The sequence below is a fragment of the Actinomadura litoris genome (assembly GCF_009733595.1).
Classification (GTDB): Bacteria; Actinomycetota; Actinomycetes; order Streptosporangiales; family Streptosporangiaceae; genus Spirillospora; species Spirillospora litoris.
The window spans coordinates 124,890-142,086 of record NZ_WOFH01000018.1 but is presented as its reverse complement, the minus strand read 5'-3'; the positions used below and the strand labels follow the sequence as shown (position 1 = coordinate 142,086).

Sequence of the window (17,197 nt, the reverse complement as noted above, 5' to 3'; positions counted from 1 at the left end):
GTGTTAAGCACGCCGCCAGCGTTCGTCCTGAGCCAGGATCAAACTCTCCATCAAGGCCACACGACCACCCAGGGGGCGAACCCCGAGCAGCCAAACCTCAGAAGAAAATCCCAGCAAACACCAACCCAAAAAGGGTTGGCATATTGCCTCAAAGAAATCCCCAGCCCCAACCACCCTCCCGAAGAAGGACGAACAGGGCCACGGGGCGACCCGACCGCATCACGGCCGGGCCGATAAAGGCACTGGCTTTTAACACGCTGTTGAGTTCTCAAGAAACGGACACCCACCGCGCCGAACCCGCTTCCGCGAGCCCCGCTCCGGGGCGACTCCTTTACTTTATCGGATCCGCCCGGCTTGTCAATTTCCGGGCTTTTCCGATAACGCCTTTCCGTTCCGCTCACGCGGCCCTTCCAGGCGGTGAAGCCATTTCACCAGATTCGGCGCGATTGTCAAAATCGAACCGGTTCCGGCCCACCGCCGTACAGCAGACACGACGAAGCCGCGTCGGCTGGTTCGGTGGTGGATTCCCCATCCGGGCCGGCCGCCTTTCGGCGTCCCGCTCCCCGTGGGGCGAAGTGAACAGTATGCCCAGGAGGGTGCGGCGTCAAACCGGCACGCGCGTGTCAGTGCGGCCGGTTCGGTCGTCGACCCCGGTCAGGGGGCGCTTCTTCGGCCGTCCGACCTCGGGTTTTGTCCCGGATCACCCCGACGGAACGCCCCATTCGGCGCGTCTCGAACCATCCGAAGTTTCTTCGAGGATGCTCTCGTGCCCGTGCGATCCGGATCAGGCGCGGCTCACGGTTGCGCGAGGTACCCACCGACGAAGAGGACTCCCTCGGCCAGCACCCACACGACCGCCGCGGTGGTGAGCAGCGCGTCGAGCCGTCCCGGATGGTGGCGGACGGTCCGCGTCGCCCAGGCCGTCACCGCGAGGACGGCCGCAACCGCGGCGACCGGCACGGAGAACACGACCGCGTCCTTGAAGGCGGCACCGCAGCCGGGGTCGTGGGCGTCATCGTCACCGCAGAACGCGGCGTCGCCCCACCCGCCCAGGGCCGAGAAGAACCAGAGCAACGCCAGCACGCAGTTCGCGATCGTCGGGATGGCCGGCGAGATCCACCAGCCGTTCGAGCGTCCGCGCATGGCCTGCACGATCGGAACGTACCTCCGGGCGGGCCGAGCGGGAACCCCTGGGCACGAACCTCGGGCGGCGATGCACGCGCCGGGCCTCGGTCAGGTGATCTCCTTCGACTCGTGGAGGTTCAGGTCCATGACGATCGCCGTTACCGCCGCGATCGTCCGCAGTGGCTCGGGGACGGGGTCGTAGATCTCCGCGCTGTACTTGTCCGCGGTCGTCAGCAGGTGCGTGGCGAGTCCCGCCCACTTCTTGCGCACATGGGCGACCTTGCCGCCCCCGGCGTCGGCGACCTCGAAGTTGTTGCGCGGCAGATCGACCGCGACCGCGCCGATCACCGCGTCGGCTCCGTCGCGGATCACATAGCGGCGGCCGACCCGCTCGGTGACGAAGGTGCCGATGATGTCGCCCTCGGGCTCACGCACCTCGGTGATCTCCCGCCCCCGCCGCTTGTCGATCACCAGCAGCGGCTCACCATCGGGTGTCGTCAGCAGGACGGCGCGCGCGTCCAGGTCCGACTTTCCGGGGAAGACCTGCCGGAAGGCCTCACCGCGCCCCTTCTCGCTGGTCTCACCCGCGATGGCGAGGAGGGTGCCGTCACCGTCGAGCACCTTGTACCGCGACTTGGCGATCGGTCCCCTGCGAGGCTGTTCGATCTTGAGGGTCGAGGAGCTGAACACTTCGCGCACGCGTTCTCCTGCCTTGTCGGTGGCCGGACGAGCCACCTCAATCGTCGCGTATCGGGCGTCACCCATCTTCGCCGCTGCACCCACCCAACCGGCGATCCTGCCAAGCCCGGTCCCCGAGGGGAAGGTCTTCTTCAAGGCGACGTCCCAGCAACCGCGCTCACTCGGAGAGGAAACCTGCCTGGCCTGGCGACATGCCCGCTCGGGTCGGGGCGCGGCAAGCATCTTCTTCCCGTCAGGACCCCCTTTCGAGCACCACCACACGCCCTTGTCCGGTGGAGCCGGATCGCCACCGAGCCGGCCGCTGCCGTCCAGGTGGCTCACCTATGGTGCGTCGTCCCCGTTCAGCGCTCCATCCCCGATGAGCCGGGCGCGATCGAGAAGTCGGCTGACCGGCAGGCCCTCGTCGCGTGAAGTCACCGTTCTCAGAGGGGTGAAGTCCTCGGGCAGGACGTCCAGGAGGCACAACCCGTGGCCTCCCGCAGAAAGCGCGAGCAGCAGCTCGCACCGCAGTTGCCGAGGGACATCGGGCCGGTGGAACAGGTCGTGCCACAACGCAGGCCACAGGTAGTGGTCCCCGTCGGGCGCCGCGTTCGTGCGCACCCACTCCAGGTCCTGGCGTCGGCTGAGGCCGAGATCATGTGCCCGCCCCTCCAGCCTGAGCAACGAAGCCGTGTCGACGGCCTTCAACTCCCGAGGCACAGGCTGGTCCGAGGTCACCACCCCATGCTGCCCAGCCGCTCCCGAGTCCGGAAGCCCTTCCCCGCCGTCACATCCCAGGAATCGGTGGAACAGGCACCAAGCCGCCTGTGACCACCGAAACGAAACCCCAGGAAAACGCACGTGGAGGACGTGCCACGCCCGGCCCATCGCGTCTGGAACGGTGAACGACATGTTCGAGCCCCCGCAGCAGCGCCCCTGCCCCACACTCTAAGGACTGCTACGCGACAGGCGCGAGGTTCCGGCGATGGACGCTGCTCAACGAATGCCGTCGGGAGCATCAAGCTTGGAATGTCGGGGCAGAAGCGAAGCCGGTAGCACTGGCCCGCCCTTGGGACGGCGAGAAGCGACTACCGATGTCGTCCACCGAACGAGGCCGCCACTCCTTCAAGGAGCCGGACGCCCCCGCGTTGTCGACGGCGGCCAGGGCCCGCCGCTTCCTCAAAAGCCCGGACGCCTCTCACCGAACTGCCGCCCACAAGGGGCTCCGACACCAGGGAGGCGCACCGTTGGAGGCTGCACCGTCTACGCCAGCCTCGGCCTCACCGCGTACCGACGCGAGATCCGCCAGGCGACCGGGGGCCTCATGGCGAAGGCGGCGCGGCCTTCGCACTTTCGGCCAGACGGAGAGGACCCACCAAACGCGGGCGCCGCGCTCCCCTGCCTCAGCGCTCCGGCGCACCGGACCACCCAAGCACCGGACCACCAACCCACCGGCACTTCAGGCCATCTGCACACCGGCACATCAGCGCTCCGAATCATCGGCCCACCGGCCCACCGGCGCGTTGGCGCGTCGACACACCAGGGCGCCAGCCCACCCAAGCACTGGGCCACCAGGCCACCGGCGCTTCCGGCTATCTGCACGGCGGCACATCGGCGCTTCGAATGATCCGCGCACCAGCCCATCGACGCGTTGGGGCATTGGGGCGTCGGCCCCATCGAAGCACCGGGTCGACAGGCCACCGGCACTTCAGGTCATCTGCACGGCGGCACATCAGCGCTTCGAATCATCGGCGCGTTGGCGCACCCAAGCACCGGGTCGACAGGCCACCGGGCTATCGGCGCTTCGGGCCATCCGCACAGCCACGCATCGGCGCACCGAACCATCGGCCCGTCGGCGCTCCGGAGCGTCAACACACCGGGGTGCCGGGCCGCCATCGGCGTACCGATGCGTCAACACTTCAGGGCACCGGGCCACCGGCGCTTCGCGGTATCGGGGCGGAGCGTTAGCAGGCCCGGTGGGGCTACGCCTGGGGCGTGCCTCACCGGGCCTGAACGCGGAGCGTTGTGACGCTCGCGCGAGCCCGGCCCGAAGGGACGAGCCGCCGCGAGGCGGGCCCCCTGGGCCGAGATCACGATGAACTCGGAATGGACCTGCTCAGAAGTCCATGCCGCCGGCGTCGGGCATGCCGCCCGCGGGAGCCGGGTTCTTCTCGGGCTTCTCGGCGATGACGGCCTCGGTGGTCAGGAACAGCGCGGCGATCGACGAGGCGTTCTGCAGCGCGGACCGGGTCACCTTGGCCGGGTCGAGGATGCCCGACTCGAACATGTTGACGTAGTCGCCGGTGGCGGCGTTCAGGCCCTCGCCCGGGGTGAGCGAGCGGACCTTCTCCACCACGACGCCGCCCTCAAGGCCGGCGTTGACGGCGATCTGCTTCAGCGGCTCCTCCAGAGCGCGCTTGACGATGTTGGCACCGGTGGCCTCGTCGCCCGCGAGCTCCAGCTTGTCGAACGCCTTGGTGCCGGCCTGCAGCAGCGCGACGCCGCCACCGGGGACGATGCCCTCCTCGACCGCGGCCTTGGCGTTGCGGACGGCGTCCTCGATGCGGTGCTTGCGCTCCTTGAGCTCCACCTCGGTCGCGGCGCCGGCCTTGATGACCGCGACACCGCCCGCGAGCTTGGCCAGGCGCTCCTGGAGCTTCTCGCGGTCGTAGTCGGAGTCGGTGTTGTCGATCTCGGTGCGGATCTGGTTGACCCGGCCCGCGATCTCGTTGGCGTCACCGGCGCCGTCCACGATCGTGGTCTCGTCCTTGGCGATGACGATCTTGCGCGCGCGGCCGAGCATGTCGACGCTGGTGTTCTCCAGCTTGAGGCCGACGTCCTCGCTGATGACCTGGCCGCCGGTGAGGACGGCGATGTCGTTCAGCATGGCCTTGCGGCGGTCGCCGAAGCCGGGGGCCTTGACGGCCACGGACTTGAAGATGCCGCGGATCTTGTTGACGATCAGCGTGGCCAGGGCCTCCGCCTCGACGTCCTCCGCGATGATCAGCAGCGACTTGCCGGACTGCATGACGCCCTCAAGGACGGGCAGCAGGTCCTTGTTGGCCGACACCTTGCCCTGAACGATCAGGATGTACGGGTCTTCGAGAACCGCCTCCATCCGCTCGGGGTCGGTCACGAAGTAGTGCGAGATGTAGCCCTTGTCGAAGCGCATGCCCTCGGTCAGTTCGAGCTCCAGACCGAAGGTCTGGCTCTCCTCGACCGTGATGACGCCTTCCTTGCCGACCTTGTCCATCGCCTCGGCGATCATCTCGCCGATCTGCGGGTCGCCGGCGGAGATGGAGGCGGTCGAAGCGATCTGCTCCTTGGTCTCCACGTCCTTGGCGAGCTTGGACAGCTCCTCGCTCACCCGCTCGACCGCGGCCTCGATGCCCCGCTTGAGGGACATCGGGTTCGCCCCGGCCGCCACGTTCCGCAGGCCCTCGCGCACCAGCGCCTGGGCCAGGACGGTCGCGGTGGTGGTGCCGTCACCGGCGACGTCGTCGGTCTTCTTGGCTACTTCCTTGACGAGCTCGGCGCCGATCTTCTCCCAGGCGTCCTCAAGCTCGATCTCCTTGGCGATCGACACACCGTCGTTGGTGATCGTGGGGGCGCCCCACTTCTTCTCCAACACGACGTTGCGGCCCTTGGGACCAAGGGTCACCTTCACGGCGTCGGCGAGCTGGTTCATGCCGCGCTCAAGACCCCGGCGGGCCTCCTCGTCGAACGCGATCATCTTTGCAGCCATAGGCTCCAGTCCTCCCGGAACAAGGTGGCTAAAAAAGGATCGAGCCGACGCCCGCGACGGACGGCCCCCGCCGACGGCTGCCATTCCGCCGCCGAACTGAGGCCTCATCGCCCCGACCCAGACTGTGAAGCTGTCACTCTCCACAGTAGAGTGCCAACCGTTTTTTAGCACTCTACCCCGCCGAGTGCAAGCGCCACACCTCACCGCCGGGGACAGGTCGATCTACCTGACCCAAGTCGGCCTCACCTGCGATGGCGCCTCATCAAGCCTGGTCAGACGTGTCGAGCCAGAGCCCGATACCGGGGTGACCGTGCCACGGCCTGCTTCCCGAGCGGTGACGGCGTTCGGGCCGGGGGCGAGGAGCGGCCGCCGAGGACGGCGTCCTGGACGACCGCACTGACCCCTGGTCGACTCCCCGGCGGCCCTGAATGCGGGTGATGAGAACGATGCCTAGGCGTGCGTCGATGTCATTGGCGGCCTGAAGGTGGATGCCGAGCATGCGCCGGTGTCGACGGTTGTTCAGGATTCTGAGCCCTGCTGTTGGCGGGCGCGTTCCGCTTGCGCGCGTTCAAGGTAGGTGAGCCGCCAGTGCTTGGGGAGAAGACGCTGCCTGGTCCAACGTCCGCGCCTGCTCCACTGGAGGGCCAGGGTCCCTTGGCCGGGCGGTAATGTTCGCGCGTGGGCGGCTAGCGCTTCGAGGAACGAGAACGTTCCCGCCGAGGGATTCAATTCCTGCTCGCGGACGATGTAGGGGGCGATGGCATCCCACACCGCGGTGACGCGGCGCCGAACCAGGGCGAGCACCTCGCGCTCGTTGAGAATGCCCAGCCCCACCAGGGTCGCGAAGTCCATGTAGTGGTAGACGATGTCATAAACGGCCTCTTGCGCATCCTCGGGGAGGCCGCTGAGGCCGAGGTCGGGAGAGTGCTCCTGAGCGAGCCGTCGACAGACGTACTCGTAGCGCTTGTGGAACGCGGGCGATCGATATTCTGAGAGAAGGGTGAGGAGCGCGGGTGACGCGTTGGCCCTCTCTTGCAGGAGGGACTGCCGAAGGGCGATCAGGGTCGAGAGAATCAACGCGCAGGCGGCGATGATGAGGGCCGCGACGTTCAAGAGGGTCGACAAACCGGTAGCACCTGCTTCCGAGGAGCCGTCCGCGCGTGGCTGCTCCGCGCGGCCTGGGGCGATTGTGGATTGCCTCCCGCGGTGTCGTCACGATGGGGGAAGTCGCTGACCGTTCCCGAACTTGGACGGTGACCGGCTCCGCACGGTTTCTGGCCGGCGCGACCGATACTCGATCCGCGTGACACCGGGCGGTTCGGCGCGGCGGCACGAGCGGCAGCCGGGCTTCGACCTAGTCCCGGGACCAGTAGTGGTCCATGTCGGGCGGGTCGTTTTCAGGGGGTGGTTCTTCGCTCCGGCGGCCGCGCCATGAATTGCGCAGGATTATCGCAGTGATCATTATGAGGCTGCCGCCTACCGCGAAGACGCCCATCCGTATGCAGGCCGGGTCGCCCAGTCCGGTGGCCGCTCCCGCCGCGTAGCCGAGGGCGAAGAGGAAAAGGAGAATCAGCGTCCAGATGAGGAGTTCTGCCATGACGAGCAGGACCTGCATGCTCTGACGCTACGCATCCCGTCGCGGGACCCCTCACGGGCGGGACACCGCCCTACTACGAGGCCAGGCCGGTCGGGCGGTAGAGGACGAGGGGTAGCACCTCCTGTTCCAGGCGGCGGGACAGGCGCAGGCGGTAGCGCGCCTCCAGGCGGTCGCGGGCGCGGATGTAGTGGGTCGCCGCCTCTTCCAGAGTGGGCGGGATGGAATGGACGCCCAGCGGTTCCAGAATGTGCAGGCTCATGCGGAGGAGTTCGCCTCGGACGCGGTCCTTCATTCCATGGCGGCGTTTGCTGACGAGCCACAGCGACCAGTCCCAGAAATGGGCGTCCATGGCGGCGAGGGTGTCGGGACCCGCGCGCCAGGGCGGGTTGGAGCGGCGCGGGACGTCCGGGAAGAGCAGATCGACCTTGGTGGGGCCGGGGAAGATCAGGAGGTAGCCCGCGACGTCGCCGAGGCGGTCCCACTGGGCGGCGAGCGGACGCCAGGGCGCGACGAGGGCGGGCAGGTCGGAGGCGATGCGGCCGAAGTCGTCGGCGGTGACGTGGTAGTCCCAGTCGGACAGTTCGGTCGCGGTGCCGCGCGCCCGGGAGCCGACGAGCTCGATCCGGCGCACCGTGGGGTGCGCCAGGATCGAGCCCTCGATGTCGTCAGCTATGCCCATGCTGGGGCTTTACCCGGGTTCAGCAGGGGAAAAGCCCCGGTCATCAGCCGCCCGCGACGGCGGGGATGATCGAGATCTGGGCGCCGTCGGGGGTGGTGGTGTCGAGGCCCTCGGCGAACCGGACGTCCTCGTCCCCCACGTAGACGTTCACGAAGCGGCGGATCTTGCCGGAGTCGTCGAGGATGCGGGCGGAGATGCCGGGGTAGCCGGCCTCCAGGTCGGCGACGACCGCGCGGAGGGTGTCGCCCTCGGCCTTCACCTCCGCCTCACCGCCGGTGTAGGTCCGCAGGATCGTCGGGATGCGGACGGACACGCTGCTCATGTACTGGCTCCTTCGTTGTCTGGCGCGGTCGGCGGCTTGCAGGTCAGGCGAGGCCCGCGGCGCGGAACGCCTCCAGGGTCGGGGCGATGTTCGCCGACGGCCGGGCGACGGGCGCGACGGCGTCCAGGGTCTTCAGCCCGTCACCGGAGTTGATGATGACGGTCTCGGCGGACGGGTCGAGCGCGCCGCTCTCCACCAGTTTGCCCAGCGTGGCGACCGTGACGCCACCCGCGGTCTCGCCGAAGATGCCCTCGGTGCGGGCGAGCAGCCGGATGCCCTCGACGACCTGCTCGTCGGTGACGTCCTCGACCGCGCCGCCGGTGCGGCGGGCGATGTCCAGGACGTAGGGGCCGTCCGCCGGGTTGCCGATGGCGAGGGACTTGGCGATCGTGTCGGGCTTCACCGGCCGGACGACGTCGTGGCCCGCCTTGAACGCGGCGGCCACCGGACCGCAGCCGGTGGCCTGCGCGCCGAACACGCGGTAGGGCTTGTCCTCGACCAGGCCCAGCTTGACCAGCTCGCCGAACGCCTTGTCGATCTTGGTGAGCTGGGAGCCGGACGCGACCGGCACGACGATCTGGTCGGGCAGCCGCCAGCCGAGCTGCTCGGCGATCTCGTAGCCGAGCGTCTTGGAGCCCTCGGCGTAGTAGGGCCGGACGTTGACGTTGACGAACGCCCAGTCGTCCTGCTCCCCCGCGATCTCGGAGGCGAGCCGGTTGACGTCGTCGTAGTTGCCGTCCACGGTGACGAACGTCCCGCCGTAGACCGCGGTCGTGATGATCTTCTGCGACTCCAGGTCGGACGGCACGAACACCGCGCTGCGGATCCCCGCGCGGGCCGCCGCGGCGGCGACGGCGTTGGCGAGGTTCCCGGTGGAGGGGCAGGCCAGCACCTTGAAGCCGAGCTCGCGGGCGGCGGCGAGCGCGACCGCGACGACGCGGTCCTTGAAGGAGTGGGTCGGGTTGCCGCTGTCGTCCTTCACCCACAGGCGCTGGAGGCCGAGGCTCTCGGCGAGGTTGTCGGCGCGGACGAGCCGGGTCAGGCCGGGCTCGGTGTTGGGGGTGTCGACGACGGACGCCGGGACGGGCAGCAGCCCCCGGTACCGCCAGATGTTGCTAGGGCCGGACTCGATGTCGGCGCGGGTGATCCCGCCGAAGTCGTAGGAGATCTCCAGCGGACCGAAACACTCCTCGCACACGTAGTGCGGGCCGAGGTCGCGGGTGGAGCCGCATTCGCGGCAGACGAGACCGGTAGCGGGTCCGAGGTCAACGGCAGGCGTGAGTCCCATGAGGGCGAGGGCCTTTCTCCCATCTTCCCTGCGCCACCTTGGTCGCAGGCCGGAGTTGGCACCATCTCCCGGCCGGCCCCGCAGGATCGCGAGCGCACGCTAGCCGGGTGGTTGCCGGGGCTTCGTCGGGCCGGTCCCTCCACCCCTCTGGATGAGCGGTATTCAGTTGTGTGAGGGCTGACCTGGAAGACCGGCCCCTCGGCCACTCTGCTTCCTGCACCCCTCTGGATGAGCGGTATTCAGTTGTTGCGAAGGCAGAGCCCCCGCTATGAGCGCTATCGGCTCGTATGCGAACTTTACATGATCTGACCGGGTTCCAGACAGGTGGGTCCGCCGTTGGAGACGTTACCCGGGTGAGTCCTTGATCACGCTGGGGGCGTCCTCGGCCGGGCGGGGGCGCTGGGTCGGGTCGAGGAAGACGTGCCGGACGATCGGCACCCGCTCGCGGAGCCGCCGGTCGATCTCGCCCGCGACGTCCTCGGCCTCGTCGGCGCTGATGGCGTCCGAGAAGTGGACCTTGGCGGCGACGAGCAGCTCGTCGGGGCCGAAGTGCATGGTGAGCAACTCGTCCACGCCGGTGACGCCGTCCGCGCCGACGATCTCGGCGCGGATCCGGCGCAGGTCGGCGGGGTCGGCGGCGCGGCCGATCAGCAGGCCCATGCTGTCGCGGCCGAGGGCGAGCGCGACCGTCACCAGCAGCAGGCCGATGAGGACGGAGGCGAGCCCGTCCCAGAACGAGGAGCCGGTGATCTCGCGCAGCGTCAGCCCGGCGGCGGCGATCGCGAGGCCGACCACGGCGGCGGAGTCCTCGAAGAGGGCGGCCTTGAAGGTCACGTCGGGCGTCCGGCGGACGTGGTCGACGAGGTCGCGGCCGTTGTCGCGGGTCTCCCGGCGCGCCTGCGTGAAGGCCCGCACCCAGGACCCGCCCTCCAGCACCACGCCGAGCCCGAGGACGGCGTAGGCGAGCCACACCTGCGTCCCCTCGCCGCCGTGCCCGGTCATCGTCAGGATGCCCTCGAAGATCGAGAACCCGGCGCCGGCGACGAAGATCCCGAACGCGGCGAGCAGCGACCAGAAGTAGCGCTCGTTGCCGTAGCCGAAGGGGTGGCGGGGGTCGGGGGGGCGTGCGCTGCGCCGCAGTGACGCGTAGAGGAAGCCCTGGTTGAGGGTGTCGGCGGCGGAGTGCGCCGTCTCGGCGAGCATCGCGCTCGATCCCGCGAGCAACCCGGCCACCAGCTTGGTGAAGGTCAGGATGAGGTTCGCGGCACCGGCGACGAGCACGGTCTTGTTCGTTTCGGCCCTGCTCATCCCGACGCGTTACCCGGAGCGGATCCGGCTAACCGAGAGGGAGGTCACGTCCGCGCGGGGTGCTTGGTGGGCGGCGGTCGCGGCTGAGACCCTGCCGTCATGAGCCAAGTGCTGGTGGCGTCGAACCGGGGCCCGGTGTCGTTCTCGCTGTCGGAGGACGGCGGGCTCGTCATGCGGCGGGGCGGGGGCGGGCTGGTCTCGGGCCTCGCGGGGGTCGTGGGCGCGGCCCCCGATCCGGGCCCGCCGCGCTTTCCCGGTCCCGGACGCGGCGACCCGGGCGTGCTCTGGGTGTGCGCGAGCCTCGGGGACGCCGACCGCGCCGCCGCCCGCCGGGCCCCCGAGGGGCGGCTCGACCTGGACGGGCACGACATCGGCGGCGCGGCCGTCCGGATGCTGGACGTCCCCGCCGACACCTTCCACCGCGCCTACAACGGCGTCGCCAACTCGACGCTCTGGTTCGTCCACCACCTGCTGTTCGACACCCCGCGCGTCCCGCACTTCGACGCGAGGGCGCGGCGGGACTGGCAGTCCTACGAGGCGTACAACGCGGCGTTCGCCGACGCGCTCGCCCGGGACGCGGCTCCCGGGGCGAAGGTCGCGATCCAGGACTACCACCTGTCGCTCGCGCCGAGGATGCTCCGCGACCGGCGTCCCGACCTGCGGATCGTGCACTTCTCGCACACGCCCTGGGCGCCGCCGGACTACTACCGCCTGCTCCCGGACGACATCGGCGCGCAGGTCCTGCACGGCGTCCTCGGCGCCGACCACGCCGGGTTCCTCACCGGGCGCTGGGCGGCGGCGTTCCTCGACTGCTGCGAGCGGTTCCTGCCGGGCGCGCGCGTGGACCGGGCGGCCGGGACCGTCACCCGCGCGGGGCACGCCACCCGGGTCGGCGTGCACGGCCTCGGGGTGGACGGGGACGCGCTGCGCCGCCGCGCCGCCGAGCAGGACGTCGTGGAGCGGGCGCGGGCGCTGCGCGACCAGGTGGGCGACCGGCAGCTCATCGTGCGCATCGACAGGACGGAGCTGTCGAAGAACATCGTCCGGGGCCTCGCCGCCTACCGGGAGCTGCTCGTCAACCATCCGGAATGGCACGGGCGGGTCGTCCATCTGGCGTTCGCCTACCCGTCGCGTTACGACCTGTCCGAATACCGCGAGTACACGGCGGCCGTACAGCGGACGGCCAAGCAGATCACCGACGAGTTCGGGACGCCGGACTGGGACCCGCTGGTCCTCCAGGTCAACGACGACTACCCGCGCTCGCTCGCCGCCTACCGCGTCGCCGACGTGCTGCTGGTCAACCCGATCCGGGACGGCATGAACCTCGTCGCCAAGGAGGGGCCCGTCCTGTCGGAGCGGGGGTGCGCGCTGGTGCTGTCGCGGGAGGCGGGGGCGGCGGCGGAGCTGTCGGGCGACGCGCTCATGGTCAACCCGTTCGACGTCTCGCAGACGGCGGAGACGCTGCACCGGGCGCTGCTGATGCCGCGCGAGCGGCGCGCGGAACGCTGCGCGCGGCTGGCCGCCGCCGCGACCGCGCTGCCGCCGCGCCGCTGGTTCGCGGGCCAGCTAGCCGCCCTCGACTGAGACGGCCCTGAGCAGGGACTCCACCGGGCCGGGCTCGTGCCGGCGCTGCCACCGCTCGCGCAGGTCGGCCTTGTGCTGCGCCATCCGGCGGTGCGCGCTCGTCCGGCCGAGGCGGGCGAGCCGCGCGGCGGACGGCTTGGGCAGCCCGCTCGGCTCGTACCCGTACTCGGCCAGCCGCTCGCCGAACGCGGCCTCGGCCAGCGCGATCTCCCACGGTTCGAGCCGCTCGGCCCAGGAGCCGACGTGGTCGGCGGTGATCGAGGCGCGGGCGTGCGATCCGCGCGGCGGCGGGACGGGGAACCCTCCGTGGGCGACCTGCGGGTGGGTCATCGCGGGGTCGAAGTCCTCGCCGAGGAACTCGCAGAGCCGGATCAGCTCGTCGGCCGGGTCCGCGATGAGCCGTTCGTACTGGAGCTCGTAGTAGGCGTCCGGGCCGAGGCGCCCGGCGAGCCGCCGCCCGATGTCGATCGTCTCCCGCCACACCGAGATCGCGTGGTGGACGTCGTGCTCGTACCAGGGCATCTCGCGCAGCGACGCGACGCAGTCCCGCCCGTCCCGGACGAGGTGGACGAACTGCGCGCCGGGGAACATCCGCAGCAGCGTCCCCACGTGCCGGGCGTAGCTCGGGCGCCGGTCGCCCCAGCGCGCCTTCCCGCAGTGGCGCGCGTAGGCGTGGAAGACGAGCGCGAGCGCCGACCCGAGCGTGGGCGGACCGGCGGCGATCTCCTCGGCGACCTCGGCCGCGTCCAGGCCGAGGGCGTGGAACCGCGTCCGCCTGCTTCCGGTGAGCCACTCCGCCAGCGCCCGCCTGTTCTCGCTCTCGCCGAGGTCACCGAACTCGAACCGCGCCGTGTAGGCGGGCAGGACGAACTTCGTCTCGGTGGGGATCGCGATGCGGTGATGCGAGTGCAGCATGAGCCGCAGCAGCGTCGCCCCCGACCGGGGGCAGCCGAAGACGAAGATGGGGCGGTCGGGCGGACCGGGCCGGACGCCGCCCCCGAGCCCCTCCAGGCGGGCGGGACGGACGGGACGGTCGGAGCGGGAGCCGAGCTGGGCTGGAGACATGCTCGGCATGGTGACCGACGCGCCCGCCCGGCGCCCTCCCACTTACGGCATGGTTGCCGGTCGATGACCGAGCCGTTGACGTTCCGCCCCACCGGGTTGGGGCGCGGAGGGGGAAGCGGGTCAGGTGTAGGACTCGCCGAGGGTCTGGCGGACCTGCTTGCGCGCCTCGTGGATGCGGGACTTGACCGTCCCGAGCGGCAGCTTGAGCTGCTCGGCGATCTCCGCGTACTCCAGTTGCGACACGTCCCGCAGGACGAGCGCCTGGATGAGGTCGGGCTTGCGCGCCTCCAGGTCCTCCATGGCGTCGAGGATGTCGACGCGCGAACCGGCGATCACGCTGGTGCGGCGCGGGTCGGGGCGCTGCTGCGGGAGCTCGCCCGCCTGCTCGACCGAGCGGCGTTTCAGCGACCGGTAGGTCGAGCGCGCGGAGTTCGCGACGACGACGTGCAGCCACGTGCTGAAGCGCGACCGCCCCTCAAAGCGATGGATGTTCCGCGCGACCTGCAGCAACGCGTCCTGGCATGCCTCCTCGGCGTCCTGCCGGCAGGGTAGGAACCGGGAGCTGTGCCGCAGCACGTCCGGTTCGATCTTGCGGAGAAGCTCGTTCAGCGCGGACTGGTCGCCCTGGGCGGCCTTGACCGCCAGCTCCTCGGTCCTTTCGTCGAATGCCATGCGGCGCCTCAATGCTCGTTCGCACACTCACCCCGTTTGTTGGGATGATACGGGAGTGTCGTTCCCACCATCAGTCGGCCGTTACCGAATCGATCGCGTCCTGGGTTCGGGGGCGTTCGCCTCTGTATGGCTCGGGCACGACGACGCGCTCGACTCGCAGGTCGCGATAAAAGTCCTGTCCGGAAGCCTGATCGACGACCTCGACGTGCGCAACCGGTTCCTTGAGGAGGCCAGGATCCTGCGCCGGGCCGACTCCGAGCGGCTGGTGCGGGTGCACGACATCGGTGAGCTCCCCGACGGGCGCCCCTATTTCGTGATGTCCTACGCCGACCGGGGGACGCTGGGCGACCGGATGCGAGAGCGGCCACTTCCGGTCAACGAGGCCCTGGCGCTCGCCGAGGAGATCGCCTACGGCGTCGAGGTGATCAACACGCTGGGCGTGATCCACCGGGACCTCAAGCCGTCCAACGTGCTGTTCCAGTCGACCAACAGCGGCGGCGAGAAGCTGCTCATCGCCGACCTCGGGCTGGCCAAGGCGCTCGCGCACGCCTCCGGCGCGTTCACGCTGCCGGTCGGCACGCCCGGCTACATGTCGCCCGAGCAGGCGCGGTTCGGCGGTGGCCTCGACGTGCGCGCCGACGTGTACGGGCTCGGCGCGCTCACCTACCACATGGTCACCGGACGCGCCCCCGGCCCGGCGCCGGTCAAGACGCCGCCGAGCGAGATGCGCGAGGGGCTGCCGCCCGCCGCCGACGAGGTCATCCTGCGGGCGCTGGAGACCGAGCGGGAGAAGCGGTGGCCGACCGCCGAGGCGTTCGCCGAGGCGCTGTCCACGCTGCGCCCGACGGTGCTGCCCGGCGCCGCGGTCCCGCCCGCGTACGCGGCGGCCCCCGTCATCGAGCCGGACGCGACCATCCAGGACTACTACCAGGACGGCACGGTCGCGCAGAAGCAGGGCGGGCAGGCACGGGGCGGGCAAGCACAGGGCGGGCAGGCGCAGGGGGCGCAGAAGCAGGGCGCCGCTCCCGAGCGGCCCCCGGCGCCCGCGGCCGGTCAGGCGCCGCAGACGATATTCGACCAGCCGCCGCCGTCGCCCTCGCCGTCCAGCCCGGACGACGTGCACACGTCCGAGATGCGCGTCCCGCCCAAGCCCGCCGCCGGCGGCGAGCCCGCGACGATCGTCGACCAGCTGGCCGGCGGCCCGTTCGGCGGACGGGTCGAGCCGCCGACCGTCCCCGACGAGGACGAGCACACCGTGACCTACCAGCCGCCCCCGTCTCCCGGCGGTGGCGGCGGTGGCGGTGGCGTTGGCGACGACGTCAAGACGGCCGCGTTCCCCATGCAGCAGGGCGGCCCGCCCCAGAACGCGCCCGCCCCGCACGGGCCGGTAGGCCCGGGGCAGGGCCCCCCGCCTCCGATGCACGGCCCCGGACCCGGCGGCCCCGGCGGGCCCGGACCCGGTCCCGGCGGTGGGTATCCCCCGCCCCCGACCGGTTTCCAGCCGCCTCCCCCAGGGCAGGGCCGGCAGCCGTCCGGCGCGAAGGGCGGCGGCCTGCTCGGCAAGCTGAAGGGCGCGGGCGGCGGCAAGGCGGGCGGCCCGGGTTCCGGCGGTTCGGGCGGCGGCGGGGCACCCAGGAAGTTCGCCACGCCGCTGATCATCACGGCGGTCGTGCTGGTGCTCGCCGTCGTCGGCGGGCTGGCCCTCGGCACGCTGTTCTCCGGTGACGACGGCGGCAAGAAGGGCGGCGGGAAGAAGTCGTCCGCGCTCCCGGCCGACTTCGCCGAGGTCTCCGACACCTCGGGCAAGATCAAGGCCGCGGTGCCGAAGGCGTGGCCGAAGCAGCAGGAGCCGACGTGGTCGCCGTCCACCGTCCGGCTGAACGACGCGCAGCCGCGGCCGGTGCTGCGCGCCACCCCGAACAAGGCCGCCTTCCTCGGCGACGGCGCCGGGCCCGGCGTGTTCATCGGCATGACCACCGACGTCCAGGACGGGAAGCTCCCCCCGCCCACCGCCGCCGTGCACCCGAGGTGCACCAAGTCGGCGCCGGAGAACTACACCACGCCCGACAAGGCCCTCAGCGGGACGATCACGCGCTACACCGGCTGCAAGTCCGGGACCGCGTCGGTCACCGAGGTGGGCCTGAAGGACGCCTCCGGCAAGTTCGGCCTGTGGATCCGCGTCAAGGAGACCGACGGGCGGGCCGCCACCAAGGACATCCTCGACCATCTGAAGGTCACCGGCCCGTAGTCCCGGGCCCCCAGGGGAGGTAGCGGACGTCGTCCCGGGACGTACCGCGCCCCCTCGCGAGCGACGTCGCCCACGTCCCGCATCGGCAGCCGCGAACCGCGTATCCGCGCCGCGCGCGGCGCCTTCGGCATGCCCGGAAACCACACCCCGGAGACGGATGTCAATACTCGTTGTTGCATCGCGAGCGATCTCGATATATCGTTAAGCCATCGCAACCGATACCGACACGAAGGAGCACGCGATGCGAGAGCCCGACATGAGAAGGCGCGGCGGCCACCGGGGCCCCGAGGAGCGCGCGCGCCGCGGCGATCCGTTCGGCGGCTGGGGCGGCTTCGGCCCGGGGCCCGGCCACCGGGGACGCGGCGGCCGCGGCCGCCGCACCCGGCGCGGCAACGTCAGGGCGGCGCTGCTCGCCCTGCTCGCCGAGCGGGCGATGCACGGCTACGAGATGATCCAGGAGCTGGACAACCGCACCGGCGGGGTCTGGCGTCCGAGCCCCGGCTCGGTCTACCCCACCCTCCAGATACTGGAGGACGAGGGGCTCGTCAGCAGCGAGGAGCAGGGCGGCAAGCGGCTGTTCGCGCTCACCGAGGCGGGCCGGGAGGAGGCGTCGGCGCAGACCGTCGCCCCCTGGGACGAGGTCACCGAGGCCGCGGGCGAGAACGTCATGCGCGGGCGCGAGGCCATCGGCCAGCTCCTCGGCGCCCTGCAGCAGGTCATGTCCGTCGGCAGCGAGGCCCAGAAGGAGCGCGCGCTGGACGTCGTCAACGACGCCCGCCGCCGCCTCTACGGGATCCTCGCCGACGACCCCGCGGCCGAGTGAGCGCCGCCGGGGCGAGCCGGAGCAACCACGAACCGCCGTGGCCGTCCTGGACGGCCGCGGCGG

At 70.8% G+C, this 17,197-nt stretch carries 15 protein-coding genes and 1 riboswitch; of the genes, 3 read left to right on the top strand and 12 right to left on the bottom strand.

Annotated features, from left to right (window positions below):
- Positions 1–795 precede the first annotated feature (795 nt).
- From GNZ18_RS37040 to GNZ18_RS36995, 10 genes are all read right to left on the bottom strand, one after another.
- On the bottom strand, positions 796–1,143 hold the full coding sequence (locus GNZ18_RS37040) for a hypothetical protein (RefSeq protein ID WP_173391000.1): 348 nt from the start codon (positions 1,141–1,143) through the stop codon (positions 796–798).
- 90 nt (positions 1,144–1,233) lie between these two features.
- Complete coding sequence (locus tag GNZ18_RS41605; RefSeq protein WP_216651567.1) at positions 1,234–2,145, bottom strand: LURP-one-related/scramblase family protein; 912 nt, start codon at positions 2,143–2,145, stop codon at positions 1,234–1,236.
- Positions 2,146–2,541: a hypothetical protein gene (locus GNZ18_RS37030; RefSeq protein ID WP_216651566.1), complete on the bottom strand. Its 396-nt coding sequence runs from the start codon at positions 2,539–2,541 to the stop codon at positions 2,146–2,148.
- Positions 2,542–3,919: 1,378 nt separating this feature from the next.
- Positions 3,920–5,548, bottom strand: coding sequence for a chaperonin GroEL (gene groL / locus GNZ18_RS37025; protein WP_156221571.1), 1,629 nt, complete (start codon positions 5,546–5,548; stop codon positions 3,920–3,922).
- Between the two features lie 519 nt (positions 5,549–6,067).
- Positions 6,068–6,673 (bottom strand): DUF4760 domain-containing protein, encoded by a 606-nt coding sequence (locus tag GNZ18_RS37020; protein WP_156221569.1) that lies wholly within the window; start codon positions 6,671–6,673, stop codon positions 6,068–6,070.
- 229 nt (positions 6,674–6,902) lie between these two features.
- On the bottom strand, positions 6,903–7,163 hold the full coding sequence (locus GNZ18_RS37015) for a hypothetical protein (RefSeq protein ID WP_156221567.1): 261 nt from the start codon (positions 7,161–7,163) through the stop codon (positions 6,903–6,905).
- A gap of 55 nt (positions 7,164–7,218) precedes the next feature.
- Entirely contained in the window at positions 7,219–7,824 is a 606-nt protein-coding gene (locus tag GNZ18_RS37010) for a nucleotidyltransferase domain-containing protein (protein WP_156221565.1), read from the bottom strand.
- Positions 7,825–7,867: 43 nt separating this feature from the next.
- The gene (locus GNZ18_RS37005; protein ID WP_156221563.1) at positions 7,868–8,146 is read right to left on the bottom strand and encodes a MoaD/ThiS family protein; all 279 of its coding nucleotides are present in this window, start codon (positions 8,144–8,146) and stop codon (positions 7,868–7,870) included.
- A gap of 43 nt (positions 8,147–8,189) precedes the next feature.
- A complete protein-coding gene (gene thrC / locus GNZ18_RS37000) occupies positions 8,190–9,434 on the bottom strand; it encodes a threonine synthase (protein ID WP_156221562.1) in 1,245 nt (414 codons plus the stop codon).
- 16 nt (positions 9,435–9,450) lie between these two features.
- Positions 9,451–9,592, bottom strand: a riboswitch (SAM riboswitch).
- 187 nt (positions 9,593–9,779) lie between these two features.
- On the bottom strand, positions 9,780–10,742 hold the full coding sequence (locus tag GNZ18_RS36995) for a cation diffusion facilitator family transporter (RefSeq protein WP_156221560.1): 963 nt from the start codon (positions 10,740–10,742) through the stop codon (positions 9,780–9,782).
- A gap of 99 nt (positions 10,743–10,841) precedes the next feature.
- Here GNZ18_RS36995 and GNZ18_RS36990 point away from each other — a divergent pair, with 99 nt between their 5' ends.
- The gene (locus GNZ18_RS36990; RefSeq protein ID WP_156221558.1) at positions 10,842–12,326 is read left to right on the top strand and encodes an alpha,alpha-trehalose-phosphate synthase (UDP-forming); all 1,485 of its coding nucleotides are present in this window, start codon (positions 10,842–10,844) and stop codon (positions 12,324–12,326) included.
- Here the strand turns inward: GNZ18_RS36990 and GNZ18_RS36985 are convergent.
- Both GNZ18_RS36985 and GNZ18_RS36980 read right to left on the bottom strand, forming a co-directional pair.
- On the bottom strand, positions 12,309–13,391 hold the full coding sequence (locus GNZ18_RS36985) for a sulfotransferase family protein (RefSeq protein ID WP_156221556.1): 1,083 nt from the start codon (positions 13,389–13,391) through the stop codon (positions 12,309–12,311). The two genes, GNZ18_RS36990 and GNZ18_RS36985, sit on opposite strands and share 18 nt — an antisense overlap.
- Before the next feature lie 120 nt (positions 13,392–13,511).
- Entirely contained in the window at positions 13,512–14,063 is a 552-nt protein-coding gene (locus tag GNZ18_RS36980; protein WP_131761458.1) for an RNA polymerase sigma factor, read from the bottom strand.
- 55 nt (positions 14,064–14,118) lie between these two features.
- Here GNZ18_RS36980 and GNZ18_RS43460 point away from each other — a divergent pair, with 55 nt between their 5' ends.
- Together GNZ18_RS43460 and GNZ18_RS36970 are read left to right on the top strand one after the other, a co-directional pair.
- Positions 14,119–16,311, top strand: a complete 2,193-nt coding sequence (locus GNZ18_RS43460; RefSeq protein ID WP_312874956.1) for a serine/threonine-protein kinase — start codon at positions 14,119–14,121, stop codon at positions 16,309–16,311.
- A 241-nt stretch (positions 16,312–16,552) separates the two neighbouring features.
- Entirely contained in the window at positions 16,553–17,134 is a 582-nt protein-coding gene (locus GNZ18_RS36970) for a PadR family transcriptional regulator (RefSeq protein ID WP_156221552.1), read from the top strand.
- The last annotated feature ends 63 nt before the right edge of the window (positions 17,135–17,197 follow it).

Excerpts from the sequence above, each read along its gene's own strand:
- GNZ18_RS37040 (WP_173391000.1), bottom strand. The coding sequence starts at position 1,143 with ATGCGCGGACGCTCGAACGGCTGGTGGATCTCGCCGGCCATCCCGACG.
- groL (WP_156221571.1), bottom strand. The coding sequence starts at position 5,548 with ATGGCTGCAAAGATGATCGCGTTCGACGAGGAGGCCCGCCGGGGTCTT.
- GNZ18_RS37015 (WP_156221567.1), bottom strand. The coding sequence starts at position 7,163 with ATGCAGGTCCTGCTCGTCATGGCAGAACTCCTCATCTGGACGCTGATT.
- GNZ18_RS37010 (WP_156221565.1), bottom strand. The coding sequence starts at position 7,824 with ATGGGCATAGCTGACGACATCGAGGGCTCGATCCTGGCGCACCCCACG.
- GNZ18_RS37005 (WP_156221563.1), bottom strand. The coding sequence starts at position 8,146 with ATGAGCAGCGTGTCCGTCCGCATCCCGACGATCCTGCGGACCTACACC.
- thrC (WP_156221562.1), bottom strand. The coding sequence starts at position 9,434 with ATGGGACTCACGCCTGCCGTTGACCTCGGACCCGCTACCGGTCTCGTC.
- GNZ18_RS36995 (WP_156221560.1), bottom strand. The coding sequence starts at position 10,742 with ATGAGCAGGGCCGAAACGAACAAGACCGTGCTCGTCGCCGGTGCCGCG.
- GNZ18_RS36990 (WP_156221558.1), top strand. The coding sequence starts at position 10,842 with ATGAGCCAAGTGCTGGTGGCGTCGAACCGGGGCCCGGTGTCGTTCTCG.
- GNZ18_RS36985 (WP_156221556.1), bottom strand. The coding sequence starts at position 13,391 with ATGTCTCCAGCCCAGCTCGGCTCCCGCTCCGACCGTCCCGTCCGTCCC.
- GNZ18_RS36980 (WP_131761458.1), bottom strand. The coding sequence starts at position 14,063 with ATGGCATTCGACGAAAGGACCGAGGAGCTGGCGGTCAAGGCCGCCCAG.
- GNZ18_RS36970 (WP_156221552.1), top strand. The coding sequence starts at position 16,553 with ATGCGAGAGCCCGACATGAGAAGGCGCGGCGGCCACCGGGGCCCCGAG.